Genomic DNA, 25,540 nt, shown 5'->3' with positions numbered 1-25,540 from the left:
AATGACAACGTAAAAAGGATTCCAAACATGAGCAACACATCGACAGCGCCGGATGTCGCACAGTTTGTGCAAGCCCGTGACTTTCTGCAGGCTCACCGTGAGGACTATGCGACAGCTTATCGGGAATTTCGCTGGCCGCGCTTCACCGAATTTAATTGGGCATTAGACTACTTCGACCCCATGGCCAAAGATAACGATGCGCCAGCGCTGTGGATTGTTGAGGAAAACGGCAGCGAAACACGTTTGAGCTTTGCTGAGTTATCACAACGCTCCAACCAGACGGCCAACTGGCTGCGAGGGCTAGGTATCCAGCGTGGCGACCGTATCCTACTGATGCTTGGTAACGAAGTGCCACTGTGGGAGGTTATGCTTGCTGCCATCAAGCTCGGCGCTGTGCTGATCCCTGCCACAACGTTACTAACGCCTGAGGACCTCGACGACCGCATCAGCCGCGGTGGCGTCAAGCACTTGATCATCGGCCACTCTCACTTAGGCAAATTCGATGACATCGATGCCAACCTGACGCGTATCAGCGTTGGTGGCGCAGCAACGGGATGGCATGATTTTTCTGAATCACATCAAAGCGATAGTCGCTTTACCGCCGACGGGACTACTCAGGCCGACGACCCAATACTCCTGTATTTCACCTCTGGCACCACGTCCAAACCTAAGCTAGTCACTCACACGCATCAATCGTATCCGGTGGGGCACCTCTCCACCATGTATTGGATCGGCCTACAGAAAGGCGACCGCCATCTCAACATCAGCTCACCAGGCTGGGCAAAACACGCTTGGAGCTGCTTTTTCGCGCCCTGGAATGCTGGCGCATGCGTGTTTCTTTATAACTACGAGCGCTTCGACGCTCCAGCTCTGCTCAAGGTATTAGAGCACTACCAAATCACTACGCTATGTGCCCCACCCACCGTATGGCGCTTACTGATTCAGCAAGACCTTAAGGCGTATCATGTTGCCTTGCGCGATATCGTCGGCGCAGGTGAGCCGCTTAATCCAGAGGTCATTGAACAGGTCAAAAACGCGTGGGGGTTAACGATTCGTGACGGCTTCGGCCAAACCGAGACCACCTGCCAAATTGGCAATTCGCCAGGTCAGCCGCTCAAGCCCGGCTCCATGGGCCGCCCCCTGCCCGGCTATCACGTCGCCATGCTCAACGCTGAAGGTAATCCATGCAGTGAGGGCGAAGTAGCCCTAGCACTGGGAGATAAGCACCCGGCTGGGTTAATGTCTGGCTATGCAGGCGACCCCGAGCGCACCAAAGAAGCCATGTTTGGCGGCTATTATCGTACTGGCGACGTCGCCAGTATCGATGATGACGGCTATATCACTTATGTTGGCCGTGCTGATGATGTGTTCAAAGCGTCAGATTACCGCATCAGTCCTTTTGAGTTGGAAAGCGTACTGATTGAGCATCCTGCCGTGGGCGAAGCAGCTATTGTGCCAAGTCCTGACCCCGTGCGCACATCGGTCCCGAAAGCTTATATCATTCCAGCCGCCGGCTTCGAGCCCAGCGCCGAACTCGCCCGAGACATTTTCGTCTTCACCCGCGAGCGGTTGGCCCCTTATAAGCGTATTCGTCGTTTGGAGTTTGCCGACCTGCCTAAGACCATTTCCGGAAAAATCCGCCGAGTCGAACTGCGCCAATCGGAAGCCGATAAAGTTGATGAGCAACGTGGTGAGCTGGAATTCTTTGAGGACGACTTTCCCGACGTAAAGTCCTAAAAAATTGGAAAAACCGCGCACAAAAACGGGAAGGCAATGCCTTCCCGTTTTTTATTTCATTACGCCGCTTGCGACGGCTAATCGCTTACTGCATGAACCAGCCGTGGCTGACAACCAGCGACTGCCCCGTCATAACATTGCTTTCAGCACCCGCAAAAAACAACACCGCATCAGCTACGTCGTCGGTAGTAGTAAACTCAGCGTCTACCGTTTCCTTAAGCATGACATCCTTGATTACTTCCTCTTCGGTGATGCCCAGCTCCTTCGCCTGCTCAGGAATTTGCTTATCGACCAGCGGTGTACGCACAAACCCCGGACAGACCACATTCGCTGTTACATTATGCTCAGCGCCCTCCTTGGCCAAGACCTTACAAAGACCAATCAGACCATGCTTGGCAGTAACATAAGGCGCTTTAAGCTTCGACGCCTCCTTGGAGTGCACCGAGCCCATGTAAATAACACGACCATAATTGGCGTTGTACATATGCTTAAGGCAAGCACGGGTAGTCAAAAAAGCACCATCAAGATGAATTGACAGCATCTTTTTCCAGTCACTAAACGGGAAATCTACCAGCGGGTGTACTGTTTGAATGCCCGCATTACTGATAAGAATATCAATCTTGCCATACTTGGCAACAGCCTCATTGACTGCCTTTTCCACCTGATCTTCATCAGTGACATTCATTTCTACCGCGAAGGCATCCGCACCAGTTGCCTTGATCTCTTCTGCGGTAGCCTTTGCAGCATCTAGATTAAGATCAGCAATAATGGGAATACCGCCTTCGGCGGCAAAACGCATGGCAATTTTCTTGCCAATGCCGCTGGCAGATCCGGTAATCAATCCAACTTTACTATCAAAACGCGCCATGATTCTTACTCCCTTTAAGCGGTAACCGTGTTACCAAGATGATCAAAAACGACCTCATCCAGCAGCTGGGCTGCGATAGCGTCAACAATCAAATTGCCTTTAGCTTGGGACAAACGTCAGTGCCAAGCCATTGTTACACCAGCGCAACCCCGTAGGCTCTGGACCGTCCTCGAAAACGTGACCTTGATGACCACCGCAGCGGGCGCAGTGATACTCCGTACGTGGAATCAGTAGTACAAAATCGCGCTCAGTCAACAAATGTCCTTCCACGTGGGTAAAAAAGCTCGGCCAACCCGTACCGGAGTCATACTTCATGTCACTGTTAAACAGTACCAGATCACAACCCGCACAGCGGTATTCTCCATGACGCGTTTCTTTATCGAGCGGGCTCGACCCAGCAGGCTCTGTGCTCGCCTCGCGCAGTATTTCATAGCGCGCTTCACTCAAACGCTCACGCCACTCATCATCGGATAGCTCAAGTTTGTCAATGCTCGGGGCGGGTGACAAGTTCAGTTTGGGCCGCGCACTCACTACGCCTGGCAGCGCTGTCACTAAACCTACTGTACCCACTATGCTTAAAAACTGGCGGCGCTTCATGAAGCAATCTCCCATATTAAACCGGTCAGTGCCGTGAGCTTAGAGCTTAGAACCTAGAACACAGAAAAGGGGAAGCCGTAGCTTCCCCTTATAGACTGATGACCAGAGACTGAGTTCACTGAAACCGCCGTAACACCCGCCCCTTTTATTGCTGAGCAGGTATCAGCTCAGGCTCGGGCCTGCCTTGGTAATGGCATCGCTTACGCCGTCAAACATCTTGAAGTTGTCGACAAACTTAGCCACCAACTCACCCAGTTGACGATCATAGGCATTCTGATCTTCCCAGGTTTCACGCGGATCAAGCAGACGCGAATCAACACCAGGAACAGCGGTAGGCACGGCGAGATTCAGACCTGGCAGCTGACGAGTCTCTACATCACGCAGTACACCCGCCTGAATTGCGCTGATAATGGCACGGGTCGTCGGGATAGAGAAGCGTGAGCCGCCTTCACCATACACGCCGCCAGTCCAGCCGGTATTAACCAGGTACACCTGGGCATCTTTTTCAGCCACACGCTTGATCAGCAGATCAGCGTAGACACGTGCCGGACGCGGGAAAAACGGCGCGCCAAAACAGGTCGAGAACGTCGCTTCCAGGCTGCTGGATGAACCAACTTCAGTAGAACCGACTTTAGCGGTATAGCCTGACAGGAAGTGGTACGCCGCCGCCTCCTTGGACAGCACAGATACCGGCGGCAGAACGCCGCTCATGTCGCAGGTCAAGAAAACGATGGCATTGGGCTCACCAGCGCGGTTTTCAGCCACGCGCTTCTCAACATGCTCCAGCGGATAGGCAGCACGTGAGTTCTGGGTCAGGCTGTCATCGGCATAATCTGGCTCGCGGCGATCATCAAGCACCACGTTTTCCAGCACGGTACCAAACTTGATGGCATCCCAGATAATCGGCTCGTTTTTCTGGGACAGATCGATACACTTGGCGTAGCAACCGCCCTCGATGTTGAACACTGTACCGACGCCCCAGCCATGCTCGTCATCGCCAATCAGGAAACGTGCGGGATCAGCTGACAGCGTGGTTTTACCGGTGCCAGAAAGACCGAAGAATAATGTCGTTTCACCATCCTCACCCACGTTGGCGCTACAGTGCATCGGCAGCACATCAGCCGCAGGCAGCAGGAAGTTCTGTACGGAGAACATGGCTTTTTTCATTTCACCGGCATAACGCATACCAGCAATCAGCACTTTTCTTTCAGCAAAGTTAAGAATCACACAGCCGTCAGAGTTAGTTCCATCGCGGGCCGGGTCACAAACGAAGAACGGCGCGTTGATGATAGTCCACTCATCCTTGCCTGCTGGGTTATACGCTTCAGGGCGCACAAACATGGTGCGACCAAACAGGCCATGCCAAGCGGTCTCAGTGTTAACGCGAACCGGCAGGTAATGCACAGGGTCGCTGCCAACATGCAGTTCAGAAACGTAATGCTCGCGGTCATTCAGGTATTCTTCGACACGCGCCCAAAGAGCACCAAACTTGTCAGCAGAAAAAGGACGGTTGACACTCCCCCAGTCAATCTCATCACGCGTAGTCGGTTCATCAACAATGAAACGGTCTTTAGGCGAGCGCCCGGTACGCTCACCTGTCTTAACTACTAATGCTCCCTGAGCACCAAGACGGCCCTCTCCGTTAGCAACGGCACGTTCGATAAGCTCTGCGCTGCAAAGGTTAACGTGAGCTTTAGTGGGGGCTGATTGCGTCATGTTCATGTCCATTCCTGGGCCTTGGGCCGTTCTCTCGTTTACCGTGCGTGAGTGATATTTCCCGATCATCCCGAGAGCTCCGCAAACGGTATTCCGTTTCGTCCAGCACTGCTCTCATCTAGATGAGTGGCGCGTATTATTACAAAGAATGACGCCGCGTGGAACGCTGTTCTTTCATATGTAGTAATGTAGTTTTACTACCTAAACGAGCCCCTTCAATGCAACGTCGGTGGTGGCGCGTCCGGCGTTTCCAACAAAGATTCAACGTCAGCGGCAGAAAAGCGATAGCTGGTATGGCAAAAATGGCACTGTGTATCGATACGCGTCTGCTCAGCCAGAATTTCACGCAGCTCATCCCCGCCCAACGTCAGTAACGCGCCAGCAATCCGCTCACGCGAGCAGGTGCAACCGAAGCGCAGCGCTTTCGGTGCAAAAATACGCACACTTTCTTCGTGGTAGAGCCGTCGCAGCATTTCATCAGGCCCGACCTCAAGCATCTCAGCATCATCTAAGGTCTGCGCCAGCATCACAGTGCGTTCCCAGGCATCATCATCCTGGTTCAGCGACTCGTCCGGCAAACGCTGCAATAGCATACCGACACTTTTTTCGCTGTCAGCGGCCAACCACAAGCGCGTGGGCAATTGCTCGGAGCGGGCAAAGTAATCTTCAAGACAGCCGGCCAAAGAGTCGCGCTCCAGTGCCACAACGCCTTGATAACGACGCCCACCTTTGGGGTCAAGCGTAATGGTAATGCGCCCGCTGCCAAACAGGTCGGTGAAACCCGCATCCTCATCGGGCAAAACCGCCTCTTCGTCGAGCTGAGCAATGGCCCGCAGCTCGCCGCCGGGGTTGGACTCAGCCATCATCATGGTGACCGCGCCTTGGCCGCGCACCTCAATGCTCATGGTGCCGTCGAGCTTCACTGTTTCAGTGAGTAGCGCCACAGCGGCGAGCAACTCACCCAGCTGGCGTGTCACAGCACCAGGATAATCATGTCGCGCCATAACCTCATGATGCGCTTCGGCCAGGCTGACAATTTCACCACGCACATTCGTATGCTCAAAGATAAATCGCTGAATTTGATCGGTCATACAGACCCCTGATGACATAAAAAATAAAAGAGATATCAGCCCAGCTGACTCACTGAAGCCCGATACAGCTCGTTCTCGGCAAGTCGGGCCGAGGCTCTAGCCCTAATCTTCGCCACGCATAAAACGCTTGATCTGACGACGATCCCTACTATCAGGGCGTTTGAGCGGGTGCTGCATGGCTTGATTGGTCAGGCGTCGAGCTTCGGCCTCTTGGGCACGCCGCTTCTGGCTATCGGCGGTTTCCTGATATAACGTTTGAGCTTCAGGAGCACCACGACGCTGATCCGACAGCGCAAGCACCTCAACCTCCATTACATCCCAGCCTTGGGGAACTCGGATCAAGGCGCCCGCTTCCACAAGTTTACTGGTCTTGGCACGAGCACCATTGTAATGCACCTTGCCACCTTCAATCGCCTTTTTAGCCAACGCTCGCGTCTTGAAAAAGCGCGCTGCCCATAGCCATTTATCGAGACGCACACTACTCACTGGCACCTCCTAAACGCGTTTTATGGCGTTTTTCTATCACGCTCTGTTGAGGCAATAACGCGGCAAACCGGTCCACTACCGAGAAGCTGTCAATCACTTTTTCAGGGCGTGTACTGTCCGGTTGTTTGATACCCAGTAAATGACGGATACCAAAACGGCGCGCACTTTCGAGCACCGCCGCATTATCATCAATAAACAGGGTACGTTGCGGATCAAAGGGTTCTATCTCCTGCAGACTGACCCAAAAACTCTGCTCTTCTTTAGGCGCACCGACATCCTCTGAGGACACAATGGCGTCCACATATTGATCCAGACCTGTTAACGGCAACTTCAGGGCCAGGCTCTCGCGATCGGCATTTGTCGCCAACACCACTCTAGGGTGAGCATTTTTTAGCCACTCAAGAAAATCCAACGAATCATTACGCAGTCCTATCAGGTGTTGAACCTCTCGCTTGAGCGCTGGCACATCCACATCAAGCTCACGACTCCAGTACGCCAAGCTGTACCAATTCAGTGAGCCCTGCTCACGAATAATCCGAGCGCGTACCACGTCTTGAGTCGCCTCATCCAGCTGATGCAGTTCAACATAGCGGCGTGGCAGGTGTTCAAGCCAGAAATGACTATCAAAGTGCAGATCCAACAAGGTACCGTCCATATCCAGCAACACGGTATCGATAGCACACCAATCGATCATTGGAGTCCTCAAAGAAGGCAGATAATTCATAGAAGAAAACAACGCGCTAGTGTACCCAATCAATTCCATGGTCGCATGTCGGGATAGTGTTACGCAGTGACACTCTGCGCTACAGACTAGCTCTTGAGAAACATAAACGGCACACGCCGTAGCGCATGCCGTATCAAACGTTATCTCTTCTCGGTCTGGGCAAAAGCCCGCGGTATCTTCTAGCCCTGCTTCACCTTGGCGACGACCCACAGCAGGACCACAGCGCCAACGATAGACGTTACCAACGAGCCAATAAACCCGCCAGCTTGAAGCCCCAGCAGGCTGAACAGAAAACCACCAACAATTGCACCAACGACGCCTACCCCAATATTTCCAAGGATACCGAAGCCGCCACCGCGCATGATGTTCCCAGCAATCCAGCCGGCCAGACCACCAATAATCAACCAAGCGATAAAACTCATACTATTCTCCTTGATGATGCACGTTTACTCGTCACCAACAGCTTGCCACAAATCGTTACTGTCATACGAACAATCCAACCACAGTGCGTTAAAAGGAAGAGCCTGGCCGCTGCAGAAAACGCCGCTCTTCGGCGCTCGATTCGCGGCCAAGAATCGCATTACGGTGTGGGTAGCGACCAAACTGCAACAAAATGTCTCGATGGCGATGCTCAAACGCTAGATTTTGCTCAAGTCCTGGCTGATCAAAAAGCGTCAGCGCTTCATCGTGCACCAGCAGCGATTCGCTGTGCATGTAAGGCATGTACAAAAACGCCCGCTCATGGGGCTCAAGATAAGCATCATCTCCCCGCGCGACAGCTTCCTGTGCGAGCACAAGCGCCAAAGCGTCTGCGGCAAATGCTTGAGGCGTGTCACGATGAATATTACGTGAGAACTGATCAAGCACAATCACCTCTGCCAAACGGCCATGCGGCGTGCCACGCCACCGCCACAACTCACCACGCAGAGCAGCCTGTAATCTTTCACCAAAACGCCTCCCAATATCGGCATCAAGCGTGCTGGACTTCTGAAACCACTGCGCCGGCGTCAGCTCAGTAAACCAGTACCTCAACACCTCACTGGCATGTTTTTCCGGTGCGTGCCCTACGTTCAGGTCAGACATATCCACATCTCCACGTTCATGCCCATTAAGAGCGGCGACTGGTATCATTCTGCATCGCACTATTCCACACCACTTATATGACTGGCGATTGACTCCATGAATTTCAACCAGCTACTTCCCATGCTTGGCTATATTTTCAACATTATTGGCATCGTACTGTGTATTGTTGGCCTAACCATCGCGCGTGAACCGCACCGCCGTATACTCGGTAGTGTTTTAGTTGTGCTTGGCTTTCTGGTGGCAGCAAGCCCAATGCTGATGCAGATCATAGGTATTTTCGCACCATCTGCATCAGGCCTTTTACCTCCACAATAAAATCCGTCAGCTTACACGGTCACCCATCACTATTTTGTCATTGCCAAAGGATTTCAGATGCCTAGGGTCGTTCTGTTACTGTCGTTGTGTCAGGCGTTACTGGTCAGTGGCAATATTCTGCTGATCGCCGTTTCCCCACTGATTGGCTCCCAGCTTGCGCCCTCGCCCATGTGGTCTACCGCCCCCGTCGCCACCCAATGGCTGGGGCTCATGTGCGCGACGATTCCTGCGTCTCTGATCATGGGGCGCCTGGGGCGGCGACTTGGCTTTATGCTAGGCAATGTGCTTGGGCTTTGCGGCGCTTGCTTGGCCATGGTCGCTCTGCAGACGCAGCAGTTTGCGCTCTTTTTGGCATCCACATGGCTAATCGGCATCGGTATCGGCTTTGGCCAGCTTTACCGTTTCGCTGCTGTTGAGGCAGCACCCGATGGCAAACGTGACCGGGCTATTGGCCTGGTCATGGGAGGCGGTGTCCTAGCTGCCTTTTTCGGACCATGGCTTGCTCGAAACAGCCAAACTCTAGCTGATACGCCATATTTGGGTAGTTTTTTCGGCCTCTCTCTTCTCTACTTGCTAGCGCTAATACTGCTGAAGTGGGTACATATTGCACCGGCCGCGCCGCATCATAACGCCACATCATCAAAACGCTCGCTATACAAGATCATGCGCCAACCCAGCTTTATACTGGCCGCCACCAGTGCCATGGTGGGCTATGGCGTAATGAATCTCGCCATGACTGCTACACCAATCGCCATGGCCAGCTCAGGACATCACTTCAACCAAGTCGCTACCACTATTCAATGGCATGTCGTGGCCATGTTCCTGCCGTCATTTGTCACCGGTCGACTAACCGCTCGCTTTGGCCCCGTGTTCATGATTATCACTGGTTGTCTGCTCCTTGCAGCCAGCGTTGCCGTTGCTCAGCTTCAAATCAGCTATGCCCACTTTGTTATCGGCCTGATACTGCTTGGACTAGGGTGGAACTTCACGTTTCTCCCAGCCACCGGCCTGCTTACCGAAACACATGAACCCTCAGAAAAAGCGCATACCCAAGCTGCCAATGAGTTTCTCGTTTTTTCCACAGTAGCCATTACTGCCTTGGCAGCTGGCCCATTGGTTAATGCTGTAGGCTGGTCAGCTCTCAACGCCGCATTACTGCCACTATGCCTTCTGCCGCCGCTGACACTGACTTGGCGCAAGCTTTCACTACGTCGCCAACATGCCCAACGCGACGTGTAATATTCCGCGACAAAAGAGCCTAGACCTCTTTATTAAAGCAGGTGTAGGCTCGCTGAAAAGCCTTCTTTTCGCCCTCTCGCTGGGGACGCCAGCTGCAGGCGCAGCCCAGCCCCTGTCGTAATCGCACTGACAATGGCCAGCCCTAATCCAGCACCGCCAGCTTGAGTAGAATAACGCTGAAAACGATCCGTCAATGTAGCAAGAACCTCTTCAGGCACGACCTGCCCCGCATTAATCACACTCAAGCAGCCCTCCCTCGTCAGGATAACTTCGACGGGCTGCTGCTGCGCACCATATTTCAACGCATTCTCGATCAGGTTTCTCAACAAAATCGCTAACGCATCTGGATCAAGCGACGAGAGAACCGGCACGTCTTTCGGCAGAGTCACCTCAAGATGCACCTCAGGTGCGCGACAAAAGTCATTCACAACATGAGTCACAACCGGCCGAATATCCTGAGGCACCTCAATCAACAGCTTACTGCTCTCAGACTTGGCCAACTGCATCAACTTTTCTGAGAGGCGTGACAATTGCTGCAAAGAGCTTTCTATCTGCCGCGCGCGCTCCAACAACGGTCCCGGTGGTGCCTCACTACACAGCCGCTGTACCTGGGCTAACGCCGCGGCCAAGGGGGTACGCAACTCGTGCGCACTATTGGCGTTGAAACTACGTTCCGCTTCAAGAGTGCGGCGTAAGCGCGCTAATAATTGGTCAACCGCCTCAGCAACTGGCACCAACTCTGACGGCAAGTGGTAAGTTTCAAGGGAAGACAAATCCCCTGCGTCGCGCACTTCGAGTGCTTGCCGATATGCCAGCAGACCGCCCAGGCTGTAGCGCACAAACCACCAGATACCGATCAGGCTGAGCGGCACCATCACCGCCAGCGGCAGCAACAGCATCGCCAGCATTTCTCGGGTAGCACGCTGGCGATACGTCAATGGCTCGGCAGCCTCGATGAAGATGGTTTCACTGACAGCGGAAATACCATAAAGGCGATGCGTCTCAGTACTGCGCAGCCCTACCTGCGGTGTGTCAGGAAAAGCGGACAGGTTGATGTCGTGAGATGCCAGCAAAGGTGTCCCCTCTGAGTCACGTACCACGTAGGTGATATATTCATCATGCGGCTTCAGTGCGGCCACCTGCTGTAGCAGATCTGTGCTGTCTCGATTGAGGATCTCGACCACAGCCAGCGACAGGATGCGCTGCGCGGTTTCCTCCAGCGAACTGTCGAGTGTCTTGTTGATGGAGTGCTGAACGATCAGCACCGTCAACATCGTCGCGACGAGCCACAACACGACAACGCCAAGGGTCAAACCAAAGCCAAGGCGACGCTGCAAGCTAAATGACTGGCTCATGCGCGCCCCAAGCGATAGCCCATACCGCGCACAGTCTCAATACTGGAGCGGCCCAGTTTCTTACGCATCCGACTGATATGGACTTCAACCGTATTACTCTCGACCTCTGCACCAAACGCATATAGCCGATCCTCAAGCTGGGCACGCGATAGCAACGCCTTAGGATGCTGCACAAAGGCCTCGAACAGCGCCCATTCGCGCCCAGTTAGCTCAACCGAGCTGCCATCGCGATGTACCGAGTGATTGACTAGATCAATGTCCAGATTGCCCACTTTCACAGTGGGGTTAGGATTACCGCTATAGCGTCTCGCCACCGCCGCGACTCTCGCTGAGAGTTCTGATAGATCAAAAGGCTTGACCAGATAGTCATCCGCACCAGCATTCAACCCTTCAATACGGTCAGAAACCTGATCAAGTGCCGTGAGAATAATAACCGGCGTAGCGTCCCCTGCTCGCCGGCGACTTTTAAGAAAATTCAGCCCCCGGCCATCAGGCAACATCAAATCAAGGAGAATCAAATCATAGGCTGTTGTGGCAACGCTGGCGTTTGCATATTCCAGGCATTGCGACCAGTCCACCGCATGGCCATCTTCAATGACCTGGTCACGCACCGCCTCTCCCAGTGACAAGGCGTCTTCGACCAGCAATATCCGCATACCCCACCTCTTTTTGAAACCACAAACCTACTGAGCTAAACGGGCTGGCTTGGTAGCCACCTAAACACACTTGCTAAAGAAGCACTGACAGGCAGATCAGCCAGCATCCGGAAAATTTCCTCAACACAAATGACGGCCTTCAGGTTGCTGTCAGAAACCCCCTCTATTCTGACAGCGTAACGTCAACCTGAACCACTGGAGAAGACCATGAAAAAATTATTGCTTATCAACACCGCACTGGCCGCCACTCTGGCCGCAACAATGAGCTGGGCCGATGACGACTGTCATGATCCAGTTGCTGACTGGCAGCCCAAGGAAACACTGCAACAGCACATTGAGGCTAAAGGCTGGGAAGTCCGTAAAATCAAGGTTGACGATGGTTGTTACGAAGTCAAAGGCTTCGACCAGAACGGCAACAAGGTTGAGGCGGAATATTACCCCGCATCACTGCGCCTGCGTGAGGTGCAGATCAAATTTGCTGAAGATGCCGTGATACCCGATCACCTGTACAGCGGAGATAACGGAGGGCAGCCATGAAAAATCTCATGGCGACAGCGTTGGCGCTAACCCTGGCCGCCACCCTTGCACTGCCACCCCTCGCTCAGGCGAGGGAGGTCACCTTCACGACTGAGTTAACGAACTACGGCGGCGACGGTGCCTATCTCGCGCTCTACCTCACCGATGGCGACGGAAAGTACCAGAAAACGCTCTGGGTGGCTGGAGAAAAATCTAAATACTACAAACACCTACGAGACTGGGCCCGAGGAAGCGGCCAGCGCAGCGACGAATATGACGGCCTGACTGGCGCCAGCGTTGCCAGCGGACGGACGCTAGACCTTACCCTTGACCTTCCTGATGAGTTGATTGATGCGGGCTATGAAGTACGTGTGGATACTGCCGTTGAAGACATGCGCGACAACCGTGCTGACATCATCGTACCGCTAACCAGTGAAGGCGCAGACCAACCCGTTTCCGGCAAAGGTTACGTGCAATCGCTCCGCTACACCTTCTAACTAATCAAGCACAGGAACATTAACCTCATGCCACGCTCGCTTCACTCGTTACTGGGGCTTACCGCGGCAGTGTTTATCATCGTTATTTCACTGAGCGGAGCCGTTCTATCTCTTAACCCAGCACTTGAACGAGTAGAAACGGTGATCCCCGCAAGCGGGCAGGTCAGCGTGGCCGAGTTGGGGGGCAAAGTAGCACAGCATTACCCAGGAGCCGAACAAATCCAGCGTACGTCATCGGGCACTCTGATTGTCTATTACACCCAGGATGGTCGGTCAGGTGCAGACAGGGTGAACCCTGAGACGGGGCAAGGCATTGCGCCTTACGTGCCTTCCGCGTTTTCGCGCTGGGTAAAAAACCTGCATCGCTCTTTTTTTCTCGGCTCGGCCGGGCGAGCGGTAGCAGGCATCGCGGCATTAGCGATGGTCATACTGTCAATTTCCGGCACCCTGCTGCTGGCCGCTCGCCTGGGCGGCTGGCACCAGCTGTTGAGACCAGTCCGCGGTAATCTGAGCCAGCGACTACACATCGAGCTTAGCCGAGCAGCAGTTCTCGCCCTGTTACTATCGGCACTAACCGGTGTCTACTTATCTACCAGCACCTTTGGGTTAGTGCCGGAAGGCGTGGAAGCCGAGCCCGAATTTCCGTTGAAAGTCAGTGGCGCCCCTCCTGCTGCTATCGATACGCTGTCAGCCTTGAAAACCATCGACCTGAACACCTTGCACGAGCTGGTCTTCCCTTACCCAGATGATCCTGAGGACGTGTACTCCCTAACAACCGATCAGGGCGCCGGCTATATCGACCAAGCCAGCGGTGAGTGGCTTTCCTACCGGCCACATGACGTAACGTATCGGCTGCATGAGTTTATTAAGATGCTACACACTGGCGAAGGTCTGTGGTGGCTTGGGCTGATCCTCAGTGTAGCCGCCTTAACGGTACCGGTAATGGCCGTGACCGGCACACTCATCTGGTGGGCGCGCCAGCGTTCGAAACCAAGGATCGCTGACAACAGTCACGCCAATACCGCAGATAGCGTGATTCTCGTCGGCAGTGAAGGCAACACCACCTGGGGCTTCGCCAGGGTGTTGCATGACAGCCTAGTTCAGGCAGGCCACCGCGTGCATAGCGCTCCCATGAACCAACTGGCGCCGCACTACCGCCATGCCCAGCGGCTGTTTATTCTCACCGCAACCTACGGCGATGGCGACGCACCCGCCTCGGCCAATCGATTCCTTACACGGTTAGATAACATACCCCAGGCATCAATACTTCCGGTTGCCGTACTGGGCTTCGGTGATCAACAGTTCCCTCGATTCTGCGGATTCGCAAAAGACGTCGAGGCGTCGCTGGCCGCCAGAGGTTGGCCACAGTTGCTCGCCTTTGACACCATCAACAGGCAATCGCCCCAAGCATTTACCCGTTGGGGCAATGCGCTAGGCAACATACTCGGCACCGAACTGACATTGACACACGCACCTAAGCCTCCATCCACCACCACTCTGGTGCTCACCGACCGGGTGATCTACGGCACCGATGTGCAGGCACCCACCGCCGTATTACGCTTTAAGGCTGACGAGCATGGCGGAAAAACCAGCCTGCCATATTTCGAAGCTGGTGACCTCGTCGGTATTTTACCGCCAACCTGCCAACCCAAAAGACAAACACCACGCCTGTATTCTCTGGCTTCTGCGTCAACAGATGGCAGTCTAGAAATCTGTGTGCGCCAGCACCCCAGCGGCCTTTGTTCACGTTTTTTACATGAACTGCCTCTCGGCGGCACAATAGAGGCCTTCATCCAGCCCAACCCAAACTTCCGCCCAGCTACCGGCAGAATGCCGACCGTACTCATTGGCGCGGGCACCGGCATCGGACCACTGATGGGTTTCATTCGACACAATACCTATCATCGCCCCATGTACCTCTATTGGGGCGGGCGCAACCCGCAATCTGACTTCCTCTACAAACCTGAACTCATGACCTATCTTGCGGATAAGCGTCTCACACAACTAAACACGAGCTTTTCTCGCATCGAGCAACGAGCCTATGTACAAGATAAACTCAGAGATGACGCCCCAGAAATTCGCCAACTGATCGACAAGGGCGCACAATTTTTAGTCTGCGGAGGCCGTGACATGGCAGCGAATGTTATGGCAACACTGGAAGATATTATTGCGCCACTGGGGATAAACGTAGCAACGCTCAAATCTCAGGGGCGGTATCGTGAAGATGTCTATTAATAATCACCTAAACCACCCTCATCTCAATGACTCGCTGGAGCCTCGCTAATGACTCAACCACGACTCGGCTTCATTGGCACCGGTTTGATGGGCGCCCCCATGACACGCCGCCTGCTACAGGCAGGGTTTGAGGTCAGCGTGTGGAATCGCACGCCAGCTAAGGCGGAATCATTACGCAGCGCAGGCGCTCGAGCCCTCGGTTCTATTAGCGAACTGGTGGCAGATGTTGATGTATTAATGCTGTGTTTGGCCAATACTGATGTAGTAGAAACCGTCGTATTTGGCAAAGATGGGGTGGCAAGTCACGGTCGGCCCAGTCAGCGGCTGATCGACTTTTCCAGCAGCGACCCCGCGGCAACGCGACAATTTGCCGAACGGTTGAAGAACACTTGCGGCATGCGCTGGATAGACTGCCCTGTATCTGGCGGCGTTGTGGGTGCTGAGACAGGCAGCTTAGTGATGATGGCGGGTGGTGAGCCCGCAGATATCGAGGCAATTCAAGCGTTACTGACTCCGCTATCAGCGCGAGTCACCCACATGGGGCCAGTGGGGTCAGGCCAAGTGACCAAAGTGTGCAATCAAATGGTGGTTGGCTGCCAGGCGGCCGTGATTGCCGAGATGGTAGCGCTGGCCGAGGCTAGCGGCGTGGATGCTAAACGCCTGACCGAGGCCTTGGCCGGCGGCTTTGCCGACTCCACCCCTTTCCAGATATTAACTCCGCGCATGGCCGCCAGTGACTTTACTGACCCAGCCTGGCACCTACGCACTCTGCTTAAAGATCTCGACACGGCCGTCGCTCAAGGTCAGCGTAGCGTCAGCGCCACCCCTATGAGCGGCTTAGCCGCCCAGCTGATGCGCAACCATGCCTGCCAAGGGTTTGCTGAGCAAGACCCCGCTACGCTGATCAACGCGTACCGCCCGAAACCTGGTTGTGAATAAAAACAGATCAACGCTACACCCAGCACCGTTTCAGTGCTAATGATTTGTCGCCATAGCGTGCCTTCCGTACACTTGTTTGATTGTTGACACTCCCTTTAAAGCCTCACGAACCAAGCGAGACACAACCTCATGGCGTTTGATTCCACTTCTAGCTACGTAGCCACCGAGTCCCTCAAGCAAGCCGTCAATGCGGCCGTTGTGTTGGAGCGGCCACTGCTGATCAAAGGCGAGCCCGGCACCGGTAAAACACGCCTGGCCGAAGAGCTGGCTGCCTCGCTGGACACCCAATTAATCACCTGGCACATCAAGTCCACCACCAAGGCCACCCAAGGCCTCTACGAATATGATGCGGTCAGCCGACTGCGCGACTCCCAGCTTGGTGTAGACGGTGTCGAGAACGTCGCTAACTACATCAAGCCCGGCAAACTGTGGGAGGCTTTCACTGCCGAAAAGCGCGTCGTTTTACTGATTGATGAGGTCGACAAAGCTGACATCGAGTTCCCCAACGACTTATTGCAAGAGCTCGATCGCATGGCCTTTCATGTTCACGAAACCAACGAAACCATCAGCGCACAGCATCGGCCCATCATCGTCATCACCTCCAACAATGAGAAAGAGCTACCCGACGCTTTCCTGCGCCGCTGCTTCTTTCATTACATCGAATTTCCTGACCGCCCAACCATGCAGGCAATTATCGATGTTCACTACCCTGACATCGCGCCCAAGCTAGCCAGCGATGCGCTGCAGGTATTTTTCGAATTGCGCGAAACCCCAGGGCTGAAGAAAAAGCCTTCTACATCAGAGCTAGTCGACTGGCTGAAGCTACTGATGGCTGATGAGTTGGCGCTAGAAGCACTCTATCAACGCGATCCCAGCAAAGCACTGCCCCCATTGGCCGGCGCACTGATCAAGAACGAGCAAGACACACAGCTGCTACAACGGCTGGCCTTTATGGTCCGCCGTCAGGGGCGTTAACGCATGTTTATTGGACTGTTCGACACCTTGCGTCGCCATGAAGTCCCCGTCTCGCTACGCGAGCTGCTCGACCTCCACGCGGCATTAGAGCAAAGCGTGGTGTTTGCCGACATTCAGGCGTTTTACCAGGTTGCGCGTACCGTTCTGGTTAAAGACGAGCGGCATTTTGACCGCTTCGACCGGGCTTTTTCCAGCTGGTTTGATGGCATTGACGACATGGACGCCGCTATCGATGCCCTGATTCCCGACGACTGGCTGCGGCGCGAATTCGAGAAGCAGCTCAGCAATGAAGAAAAAGCGCAGATCCAATCCCTGGGCGGCCTGGAAAAACTGATCGAAACGTTCAAGAAACGCCTTGAAGAACAGCAAGAACGCCATGCGGGGGGCAACAAGTGGATTGGCACTGGCGGCACCAGCCCGTTCGGTGCCTACGGCTACAACCCCGAAGGTATTCGCGTCGGCCAGGACGGATCGCGCCATCGACGAGCAGTTAAAGTGTGGGACGAGCGGCGCTTTCGTGACTACGACGACGATCTTCAGCTAGGCAATCGCAATATCAAGATGGCATTGCGGCGGCTACGGCGCTTCGCTCGCTCTGGTGCCACCGATGAGCTAGACCTCGACGCGACCATCCGCGACACCGCACGAGATGCGGGGCTACTCAATGTGCGTATGCGGCCTGAGCGCCACAATGCGGTCAAGGTACTGTTGCTACTCGATGTAGGCGGCTCCATGGACGACCACATTCGCGCCTGTGAAGAATTGTTTTCGGCGGCCCGCAGTGAATTCAAGCATTTAGCGCATTACTACTTCCATAACTGCATCTATGAAGGACTATGGCGTGAAAACTCCCGCCGCCACGACCGCCCCGTGTCGACTCTGGAAGTGCTGCGCACCTACGGTGCCGATTACAAGGTCGTGATTGTCGGCGATGCAGCCATGTCGCCCTACGAAATCACTCACCCCGGCGGCAGCGTTGAGCATTTTAATCGTGAAGCGGGCGGCGTATGGCTCAAGCGCGTGGTCAGCGCCTTCCCACACTTGGTGTGGATCAACCCATCCCCCTCAAGTCACTGGGACTACACGCATTCCACTCAGCTGGTGCGAGAATTGATCGAAGATCGCATGTACCCCATGACACCTGCGGGGCTAGAAAACGCCATGCGTGAACTGCTGCGCTGAGTCGCTCATCATTGCATCAAACCTGCCAAGCAGTGACCGTTGAGCAGTGACCGACAAGCTTCTCAAGAAGGGATACGACTCTGAGTAAAGATCGCCCAGCCAAACCAAAACGCGGCACCACCACGCGGAAAAAAACGCCGCCACCCAAACACAACACAAAGCGCCTTCGTGCAACCGTTAGCCGCTGGACGCTACTGCTGATTGTCAGTGTATTATTGGGTGGCAGCATGGATCATGCTGGACGGCATTTCGCCCCCGGCTATACGCTGGATACCCGCTATCGCGCTACCGGACAAGACAGCCGCGTGAAACATCTCGTGTTTCATTACACCTACGAAAACCAGACAAGTTCATTACACGCACTCACCCGTAGTAACGTCAGCGCACACTACCTGATCCCAGGCCCAGGCCAGCAAGGCCCCGATGGCCCCTGGGTTATGCAACTGGTAGATGAGTCACAACGCGCTTGGCACGCGGGCAGTAGCACGTGGCAAGGCAGGCACAATATCAACGACACCAGCATTGGCATTGAAATCGTCAATCTTGGGCCTTACCCACTTGATGCGGCTGCCCTGACCCAGCGAGTAATGAGCAACCAACTCAGTGAGATTCATTGGGATGACTACGATGAAACCCAGATTGAAGCGCTGATTGCGTTATCTCAAGATATTATCGCTCGTCACCAGATAAAACCTTGGCAGGTACTTGCTCACGCTGATATCGCCCCTACCCGCAAGCTTGATCCCGGCCCCGCATTTCCTTGGAAACGGCTCTACGACGCAGGCGTAGGCGCTTGGCCTGACGAAAACACGGTTAGTCGCTACTATCAGCGTTTCAGCAACCAACCGCCGTCGATGGGCGAATTACAAACAGCACTGGCAGACTGGGGCTATGGCGTCACCGTCACCGGCACCCTAAATGCGTCTACCCAGTCGGCCCTGTCGGCTTTTCAAATGCACTTTCGCCCAGCAGACTACCGTGGTTTCCCCGATACACAAACCGCTGCCATTCTGTGGGCACTGCGCGAGAAATACCTAACCAACAACTAAATGCAGGGCTAACAATCACGTTAGCCCGCCACCGCATCACCTTGCCGTTCAGCAAACTGAAACTCTCGCATATTTCCACACTGCTCTACTGCAGCGTGCCAGGATAGCGCCTGTTCCAAACAATGCGGCGTATGGCCACCGCGCTCACAGGCCTGCTCAAAGTAATGACGCAGAGCTGGGCGATACAGAGGATCAGCACACGTCTCGATAACAACAACGGCACGTTCACGAGGCGCCAAACCACGCAAATCTGCCAAACCATGCTCAGAGACCAGAATATCCACATCATGCTCTGTGTGATCAATATGGCTGGCAAACGGCACAAAGCTTGAAACATCGCCTCCTTTTGCCAACGATTTCGTCACAAAAATCGATAGCTGAGCGTTACGCGCAAAGTCTCCCGAACCGCCGATACCATTCATCATCCGCGTACCGCACACATGGGTCGAGTTAACGTTACCGTAGATATCTGCCTCAAGCGCCGTATTGATAGCAATAATCCCCAGACGGCGCACAATCCCCGGATGATTGGACAGCTCTTGCGGGCGTAGCACCAGACGATCACGGTACTTTTCTAACTGAGGCCAGACCCGCTCACCACACCCTTCAGATAGGGTGATTGAACAGCCGGAGGCAAAATCCAGCTTGCCACTGTCGAGCAGGTCAAATGTCGAGTCCTGCAACACCTCAGAATACATAGTCAGATGCTCGAAAGGCCCCTTGGCCAGCCCACTCATTACCGCATTGGCCATCGTGCCGATCCCTGCCTGCAACGGCAGCAGTGACGGCGTTAGCCGCCCCGACTCGACTTCAGCAGTAAAAAAGCCAATCAAATGCTCGGCAATGCGTTGGGTATCAGCATCAGCAGGTAGCACCGTAGAGGGGCTATCTTTTTCCTGAGTAACAACAATAGCGGCGATACGTGACGGGTCGATAGGAATCGCCGTAGAACCAATGCGCGAGTCCGCAGCAACCACAGGGATCGGCGGGCGCGTGGGTCGCATCTGCGGAATATAAATATCGTGCATTCCTTCCAGCGCGGCGGGTGACGACAAATTCAGCTCAACAATGATTTTGTCAGCCAGAATCGCGTAACTGGCCGAATTGCCCACCGACGTCGTCGGCACAATATGTCCTTGTTCGGTAATGGCACTGGCTTCAACAACCGCTACGTCAATTTCACCTAATTGGTGGTTACGCAGCAACTCGACCGTTTCTGACAGATGCTGATCCAGAAACATCACCTTGCCGTCATTGATGGCACGGCGCAGGGTGGTGTCCACTTGAAACGGCATACGCCGCGACAGCACCTTCGCTTCAGTTAATAGCTTATCCAGATCATTACCCAGCGAGGCACCCGTCATCAGTGTGATGGATAACGGGGCACGCTGCGCTTGTTCAGCCAGTGCACGCGGCACTGCCTTAGCCTCACCCGCTCGCGTAAAACCGCTCATTCCTACCGTCATACCATCCTTAATCAACGCCGCCGCCTGCTCAGCACTTTGGATCAGCCCGACCCCAGGGGCCCAGCGACAACGTGACTGAAAAAGCGTGTGGTCAACCATGACGAACTCCCTTGAGATAACGACAAAATAACGATGAATAAACCAACGATGGATAAACCACAGAGCACACACTACTGCGTATGCGATATTCGGCACACCAAGACGATGTACGCGAACTAGGGCTTAAGGCCTAGACTTACGAAGGCCTAGAAAAATGCCACTTTAAATATTCTCACGCTAATCGATAGCTCGCTATTTATTTTCTCGTAATTAGACTAAAGCCTTGCTCTTGCAGACACGTGTTTTGCCGCCAGATAGCCTTAACCGTACAATAGCGATACGCTGCTCATTGCTGTAAGCCGCAGCCTAATTCATTTCGATTCATTATTATTCGAGGTTACGCCGGACCCATGCGCGCCACGCAACTATTGATTTCCACCATGAAGGAAACCCCCGCCGACGCCGAGGTCATCAGCCACCAACTGATGCTGCGCGCGGGGCTCGTTCGCCGCTTAACATCCGGCCTCTACACCTGGCTACCTGTCGGCCTCAGAACGCTACGCAAAGTAGAGCGCATCGTTCGTGAAGAGATGGACCGCGCTGGCGCTCAAGAAGTGTTGATGCCTGCCGTTCAGCCTGCTGATTTATGGCAGGAATCAGGGCGTTGGGAGCAATATGGCCCAGAGCTGTTGCGTCTCAAGGACCGCCACCAGCGTGACTACTGCATTGGCCCAACTCACGAAGAAGTCATCACTGACCTAATACGTCGTGAAATCTCCAGCTACAAACAGTTGCCGTCGAACTTCTACCAGATCCAGACCAAGTTCCGTGACGAAATTCGTCCGCGCTTTGGCATAATGCGCTCACGGGAGTTCATCATGAAGGATGCGTATTCTTTCAACATTGATGAAGCCTCGCTAAGTGAAAGCTATCAGGCCATGTACGACGCCTATGTGCGCATCTTCACACGGCTGGGGTTAGACTTCCGCCCGGTGATTGCTGACAACGGCTCTATTGGTGGCACTGGTTCACACGAGTTCCATGTGCTGGCTGACTCAGGAGAAGACGACATCGTCTTTTCAAGCGACTCCGACTACGCCGCCAACATGGAAAAAGCGGAAGCCCTGCCAGCGCCATTAGATACTGAGCTTCAACGCCCAGCACCCAGTGAAACGATGCATTTGGTCGACACCCCAAATGCGCGCACCATCGCAGCGTTAGTAGAGCAGCATGGCCTAGCGATTGAGCAAACAATTAAAACACTGATGGTACATGGGACTGACGGCAAACTGATCGCCCTGCTAATACGCGGCGACCATGAGCTTAACGAGGTCAAAGCCGAGAACCTAGCGGACGTCGCCAGCCCGTTGTCCATGGCCAGCGAGGAAGAAATTCGTGACGCCGCCGGTGCAGGCCCTGGCTCCCTAGGGCCCGTGGGACTGGATATACCGATCATCATCGACCGGAGCGTCGCGCTGATGAGTGACTTCGGCGCTGGCGCTAACATCGACGGCAAACACTATTTCGGCATTAACTGGGAGCGCGACCTACCGTTACCCCAAGTGGCTGACCTACGTAAAGTTGTCGCAGGCGACCCGTCGCCAGACGGCAAAGGCACCTTGCTGATCAAGCGAGGCATCGAGGTGGGCCATGTCTTCCAGCTAGGCCAAAAGTACTCCCAGGCCATGAATGCCACCGTACTGGATGTCAACGGCAAAGCCTCATATCCATGGATGGGCTGCTACGGTATCGGCATCACTCGCGTTATTGCCGCCGCTATCGAGCAAAACCACGATGAGAACGGCATTATTTGGCCCGAGGCAATCGCCCCATTCCAGATTGCTATGGTTCCCATGAATGCACACAAGTCGCAGCGCGTGCGTGAAGAAAGCGAACGGCTTTACCAAGAGCTCACTCAGGCGGGCTTTGAGGTATTACTTGATGATCGTGATTTGCGCCCCGGCGCACGCTTCGCCGACCACGAGCTGATGGGTATTCCACACCGTTTGGTGATTGGCGACCGTGGCCTTGACAACAATGAACTCGAGTACAAGGGGCGACGCGATGCCGAAGCCACCATGGTACCCGCTGATAGCATTTTCGATTTCCTCGGGCAGCGTATCAGCCGCTAAGTTTCGAGGAACCTCCACAGCAAGCGCCCTAGTGGCGTTTGCTGTATTGAGTAGTAGCGTGCTGGCGCAGCCACCCTCCCTTGCTGCGGCGCCAACGCCTTTTGCCTCTTCCAGCCTATCGCCTGTCTTACGCCCCACACTGTCTGAGCTAAGCGCTACCACCCAACCACCCGCTGTTCTTTGGGCAGTTCGCCAATGGACAGAAGACATGTCGCCTCGCCTGGCTCACCACATCCACAATGAAGCGCATCGTCGGCAACTGCTGATCCGCATCTATCAGGAAGCCAGCATTGCTGGCCTACCTCCCGAGCTTGTAATGGCCGTCATTCAGGTAGAAAGCGCTTTTCGCGCCGATGCCGTTTCGTCTGCCGGTGCCACAGGCCTGATGCAAATCATGCCATTCTGGGTAGCCGAGCTTGGTCTTCCAATAGACGACTTGAAGGACCCTTGGCGCAACCTGCGCTATGGCTGTACGATTCTTGCCCACTATCTGGCGGTAGAAAACGGTGACATGACACGAGCGCTGGCGCGCTACAACGGCAGCCTGGGCAACACCTGGTACCCCGAACGCATCATGCACACTCTCAGCAAACACTGGACCCGTGAGCGCTGAATGAGCGCTGTAAAAGCTATCACCGGCACGCTTTACCATTACAGCCAGCGCTTACCATTGCCTACTCATCATTGCCAAAGGAAGCAAGCACCATGATACGTTGTGTACGCCTATGGACCGGAGAAAACGGCGACTCTCTATTTGAAGAAGGCACCATTGAGTTTACTCAAGGCGAACGAGGCGATCAGGCCAGTCAAGCGATCCCAGCCACTCGGCTTTCTTTTCGTGAAACAGCACCTGGTGGGGCCTGGGGCTGGCATCAGGACCCCGAACCGCGTTATGTCATCACCCTATCAGGAACGCTAGAGTTTGAAACCAAATCCGGCGCGACCTTTATTATCAAGCCGGGCGATATTCTTCTGGCGCAAGACAATCGTGGTAGCGGCCACAAGTGGCGCCTGCTAGATGATGAACCCTGGCGGCGGGCTTACATTGTTTATGAAGACGCCAGCAACATTTCCTTCAAAGCAAACTGTGTGGAGGCCAAGGTAAATGAGTAACGATCTTATCGAAAACGTGGATGTTGTACTGGTTGGCGCGGGAATCATGAGCGCCACCGTAGGCACCTTGCTTAAAGAGCTAGAACCCAGCCTAAGCATTGCCATGTTTGAAAGGCTCGACGACTGTGCGCGAGAAAGCTCTGCACCTTGGAACAACGCAGGCACGGGCCACGCAGCCAACTGTGAAATGAACTACACGCCGCCCAACACTGACGGCACCGTTAACATCAGCAAGGCACTTGAAGTTAATACGGAGTTTGACCTGTCTCGCCAGCTGTGGTCCTACTTGGTCACAGAAGGAAAAATTGCTGACCCAGGTAGCTTCATCCACGCCTGCCCACACGTTAGCTTTGTGCGCGATAAAGAGAACGTCAGGTTCCTGCAGCAGCGCTATCGTCAGATGTCCGCGCATCACTGCTATGAAACCATGCAGTACAGTGACGACCCTGTGCAGCTTCGTGAGTGGGCACCGCTGGTCATGGACGGCCGCCCACCCGAGCAAAACGTCGCCATGACACGCGTTGCCAGCGGTGCTGATGTTGACTATGGTGCCCTAACCCACGCGCTAGTGAGCCAACTGGCCCAGCAGGACGGTGCCACGATTCACTACCAGCACGACGTGGTTGATCTCTATAAGAATAGCGACGGTACTTGGCGTGTTTACGTTAAGAACCTAACAACCCATGAAACCGTGTCCATTACTGCCAAGTTCGTTTTCGTCGGTGCTGGCGGTCGCGCTATCGAACTACTGCAAAAATCCAACATTCCAGAGGGTAAAGGGTACGGCGGCTTCCCGATCAGCGGCATTTGGCTACGCTGTGATGATGACACGATTGCCGAGCAACACCACGCCAAGGTGTACGGCAAAGCCGCCAAGGGCTCTCCCCCCATGTCAGTTCCACATCTGGATACTCGCATCATCGATGGAAAACGTTCGTTACTGTTTGGCCCTTATGCTGGATTTTCTACCCGTTTCCTGAAGCATGGCTCTTATCTGGATCTCATGGAATCGGTTAAATCGGATAATGTCTTACCAATGCTGGATGTCGCCAAGGATAACTGGTCGCTGAGTGAGTATCTTATCAGCCAGGTTGTACAAAGCAGCGCACACCAGTTTGATATGCTCAAGGAGTTTTATCCCAAAGCACAGCATAGTGACTGGCATAAAGCCGTCGCGGGCCAACGTGTTCAAATCATCAAGCCAGAAAGAAAAGCGGCTGGAACCCTAGAGTTCGGCACCGAGCTGATTACCAGTGAAGACAAATCATTCAGCGTACTGCTGGGTGCGTCACCCGGCGCCTCTACCGCCGCTTACATTGCCATCAACGTGCTTGAAACCTGTTTTAGCAACGCATTAGAGCACGACGGATGGAAAGAGCGCCTGTCTACGATTATTCCTACCTATGGCATTGATCTCAAAGTAGATGCCCAAGCTTGTCGAGATACCCGCCAACACACCTCAAAAACGCTTAAGCTCAATCACGAGTAGCGTACCCCACCCACCAGGCCCCATCAGCATCAGCCGACAAC

Annotated in this window: 25 protein-coding genes; 14 read left to right on the top strand and 11 right to left on the bottom strand. The window is 54.3% G+C overall.

Features of this window, described 5'->3' with window-relative positions; genetic code table 11:
- Window positions 1–27: 27 nt before the first annotated feature.
- The gene (locus tag H616_RS0109780) at window positions 28–1,737 is read left to right on the top strand and encodes an AMP-binding protein (protein WP_035572980.1); all 1,710 of its coding nucleotides are present in this window, start codon (window positions 28–30) and stop codon (window positions 1,735–1,737) included.
- An 85-nt stretch (window positions 1,738–1,822) separates the two neighbouring features.
- Here H616_RS0109780 and H616_RS0109775 read toward each other — a convergent pair whose 3' ends face one another.
- From H616_RS0109775 to H616_RS0109740, 8 genes are all read right to left on the bottom strand, one after another.
- A complete protein-coding gene (locus tag H616_RS0109775; RefSeq protein ID WP_027967206.1) occupies window positions 1,823–2,605 on the bottom strand; it encodes a 3-hydroxybutyrate dehydrogenase in 783 nt (260 codons plus the stop codon).
- A 99-nt stretch (window positions 2,606–2,704) separates the two neighbouring features.
- Window positions 2,705–3,202: a peptide-methionine (R)-S-oxide reductase MsrB gene (msrB, locus tag H616_RS0109770; protein WP_027967205.1), complete on the bottom strand. Its 498-nt coding sequence runs from the start codon at window positions 3,200–3,202 to the stop codon at window positions 2,705–2,707.
- Window positions 3,203–3,364: 162 nt separating this feature from the next.
- Entirely contained in the window at window positions 3,365–4,924 is a 1,560-nt protein-coding gene (locus H616_RS0109765; protein WP_027967204.1) for a phosphoenolpyruvate carboxykinase, read from the bottom strand.
- Window positions 4,925–5,133: 209 nt separating this feature from the next.
- Entirely contained in the window at window positions 5,134–6,009 is an 876-nt protein-coding gene (hslO, locus tag H616_RS0109760) for an Hsp33 family molecular chaperone HslO (protein ID WP_027967203.1), read from the bottom strand.
- 102 nt (window positions 6,010–6,111) lie between these two features.
- Window positions 6,112–6,495 (bottom strand): ribosome-associated heat shock protein Hsp15, encoded by a 384-nt coding sequence (gene hslR, locus H616_RS0109755; RefSeq protein ID WP_027967202.1) that lies wholly within the window; start codon window positions 6,493–6,495, stop codon window positions 6,112–6,114.
- On the bottom strand, window positions 6,488–7,189 hold the full coding sequence (gene yrfG / locus H616_RS14675) for a GMP/IMP nucleotidase (protein ID WP_051234187.1): 702 nt from the start codon (window positions 7,187–7,189) through the stop codon (window positions 6,488–6,490). The genes hslR and yrfG overlap by 8 nt, the downstream gene beginning before the upstream one ends.
- 209 nt (window positions 7,190–7,398) lie before the next feature.
- Window positions 7,399–7,641 (bottom strand): GlsB/YeaQ/YmgE family stress response membrane protein, encoded by a 243-nt coding sequence (locus H616_RS0109745; protein ID WP_027967201.1) that lies wholly within the window; start codon window positions 7,639–7,641, stop codon window positions 7,399–7,401.
- An 88-nt stretch (window positions 7,642–7,729) separates the two neighbouring features.
- The gene (locus H616_RS0109740; protein ID WP_051234185.1) at window positions 7,730–8,302 is read right to left on the bottom strand and encodes a DUF924 family protein; all 573 of its coding nucleotides are present in this window, start codon (window positions 8,300–8,302) and stop codon (window positions 7,730–7,732) included.
- A 96-nt stretch (window positions 8,303–8,398) separates the two neighbouring features.
- Between H616_RS0109740 and H616_RS0109735 the strand changes: the two genes are divergently transcribed.
- Both H616_RS0109735 and H616_RS0109730 read left to right on the top strand, forming a co-directional pair.
- On the top strand, window positions 8,399–8,617 hold the full coding sequence (locus tag H616_RS0109735) for a hypothetical protein (RefSeq protein ID WP_027967199.1): 219 nt from the start codon (window positions 8,399–8,401) through the stop codon (window positions 8,615–8,617).
- Between the two features lie 57 nt (window positions 8,618–8,674).
- A complete protein-coding gene (locus H616_RS0109730; protein WP_027967198.1) occupies window positions 8,675–9,856 on the top strand; it encodes an MFS transporter in 1,182 nt (393 codons plus the stop codon).
- 32 nt (window positions 9,857–9,888) lie between these two features.
- Here H616_RS0109730 and H616_RS0109725 read toward each other — a convergent pair whose 3' ends face one another.
- Together H616_RS0109725 and H616_RS0109720 are read right to left on the bottom strand one after the other, a co-directional pair.
- Entirely contained in the window at window positions 9,889–11,211 is a 1,323-nt protein-coding gene (locus tag H616_RS0109725; protein WP_027967197.1) for a sensor histidine kinase, read from the bottom strand.
- The gene (locus H616_RS0109720; RefSeq protein WP_027967196.1) at window positions 11,208–11,867 is read right to left on the bottom strand and encodes a response regulator; all 660 of its coding nucleotides are present in this window, start codon (window positions 11,865–11,867) and stop codon (window positions 11,208–11,210) included. Before H616_RS0109720 ends, H616_RS0109725 begins: the two co-directional genes overlap by 4 nt.
- 207 nt (window positions 11,868–12,074) lie before the next feature.
- On the opposite strand from H616_RS0109720, the gene H616_RS0109715 reads away from it, so the two are divergent.
- From H616_RS0109715 to H616_RS14670, 7 genes are all read left to right on the top strand, one after another.
- Window positions 12,075–12,404 carry a PepSY domain-containing protein gene (locus H616_RS0109715; RefSeq protein WP_027967195.1) on the top strand — a complete coding sequence of 110 codons (330 nt, stop codon included), beginning with the start codon at window positions 12,075–12,077 and terminating at the stop codon, window positions 12,402–12,404.
- A complete protein-coding gene (locus tag H616_RS0109710; protein ID WP_027967194.1) occupies window positions 12,401–12,880 on the top strand; it encodes a DUF2271 domain-containing protein in 480 nt (159 codons plus the stop codon). Before H616_RS0109715 ends, H616_RS0109710 begins: the two co-directional genes overlap by 4 nt.
- Before the next feature lie 27 nt (window positions 12,881–12,907).
- Window positions 12,908–15,115 carry a PepSY domain-containing protein gene (locus H616_RS0109705; RefSeq protein WP_027967193.1) on the top strand — a complete coding sequence of 736 codons (2,208 nt, stop codon included), beginning with the start codon at window positions 12,908–12,910 and terminating at the stop codon, window positions 15,113–15,115.
- A gap of 48 nt (window positions 15,116–15,163) precedes the next feature.
- Window positions 15,164–16,054 carry an NAD(P)-dependent oxidoreductase gene (locus tag H616_RS0109700; RefSeq protein ID WP_027967192.1) on the top strand — a complete coding sequence of 297 codons (891 nt, stop codon included), beginning with the start codon at window positions 15,164–15,166 and terminating at the stop codon, window positions 16,052–16,054.
- Between the two features lie 129 nt (window positions 16,055–16,183).
- Entirely contained in the window at window positions 16,184–17,029 is an 846-nt protein-coding gene (locus H616_RS0109695; RefSeq protein ID WP_027967191.1) for an AAA family ATPase, read from the top strand.
- 3 nt (window positions 17,030–17,032) lie between these two features.
- On the top strand, window positions 17,033–18,211 hold the full coding sequence (locus H616_RS0109690) for a vWA domain-containing protein (RefSeq protein WP_027967190.1): 1,179 nt from the start codon (window positions 17,033–17,035) through the stop codon (window positions 18,209–18,211).
- 227 nt (window positions 18,212–18,438) lie between these two features.
- On the top strand, window positions 18,439–19,260 hold the full coding sequence (locus H616_RS14670; protein ID WP_084155838.1) for an N-acetylmuramoyl-L-alanine amidase: 822 nt from the start codon (window positions 18,439–18,441) through the stop codon (window positions 19,258–19,260).
- A 20-nt stretch (window positions 19,261–19,280) separates the two neighbouring features.
- On the opposite strand, the gene H616_RS0109680 is transcribed toward H616_RS14670, so the two are convergent.
- A complete protein-coding gene (locus H616_RS0109680; RefSeq protein WP_027967189.1) occupies window positions 19,281–20,825 on the bottom strand; it encodes an acetyl-CoA hydrolase/transferase family protein in 1,545 nt (514 codons plus the stop codon).
- Between the two features lie 350 nt (window positions 20,826–21,175).
- Between H616_RS0109680 and H616_RS0109675 the strand changes: the two genes are divergently transcribed.
- From H616_RS0109675 to mqo, 4 genes are all read left to right on the top strand, one after another.
- A complete protein-coding gene (locus H616_RS0109675) occupies window positions 21,176–22,897 on the top strand; it encodes a proline--tRNA ligase (RefSeq protein WP_027967188.1) in 1,722 nt (573 codons plus the stop codon).
- Window positions 22,830–23,510 carry a lytic transglycosylase domain-containing protein gene (locus tag H616_RS15585; RefSeq protein ID WP_084155836.1) on the top strand — a complete coding sequence of 227 codons (681 nt, stop codon included), beginning with the start codon at window positions 22,830–22,832 and terminating at the stop codon, window positions 23,508–23,510. The genes H616_RS0109675 and H616_RS15585 overlap by 68 nt, the downstream gene beginning before the upstream one ends.
- Window positions 23,511–23,602: 92 nt before the next feature.
- Window positions 23,603–24,010 carry a cupin domain-containing protein gene (locus H616_RS0109665; protein ID WP_027967187.1) on the top strand — a complete coding sequence of 136 codons (408 nt, stop codon included), beginning with the start codon at window positions 23,603–23,605 and terminating at the stop codon, window positions 24,008–24,010.
- Entirely contained in the window at window positions 24,003–25,499 is a 1,497-nt protein-coding gene (mqo, locus tag H616_RS0109660) for a malate dehydrogenase (quinone) (RefSeq protein ID WP_027967186.1), read from the top strand. Before H616_RS0109665 ends, mqo begins: the two co-directional genes overlap by 8 nt.
- Window positions 25,500–25,540 lie beyond the last annotated feature (41 nt).

The sequence above is a fragment of the Halomonas halocynthiae DSM 14573 genome (genome assembly GCF_000425725.1).
In the GTDB taxonomy this organism is placed as follows: Bacteria; Pseudomonadota; Gammaproteobacteria; order Pseudomonadales; family Halomonadaceae; genus Halomonas; species Halomonas halocynthiae.
This window is presented reverse-complemented; position numbering and strand designations above follow the sequence as displayed.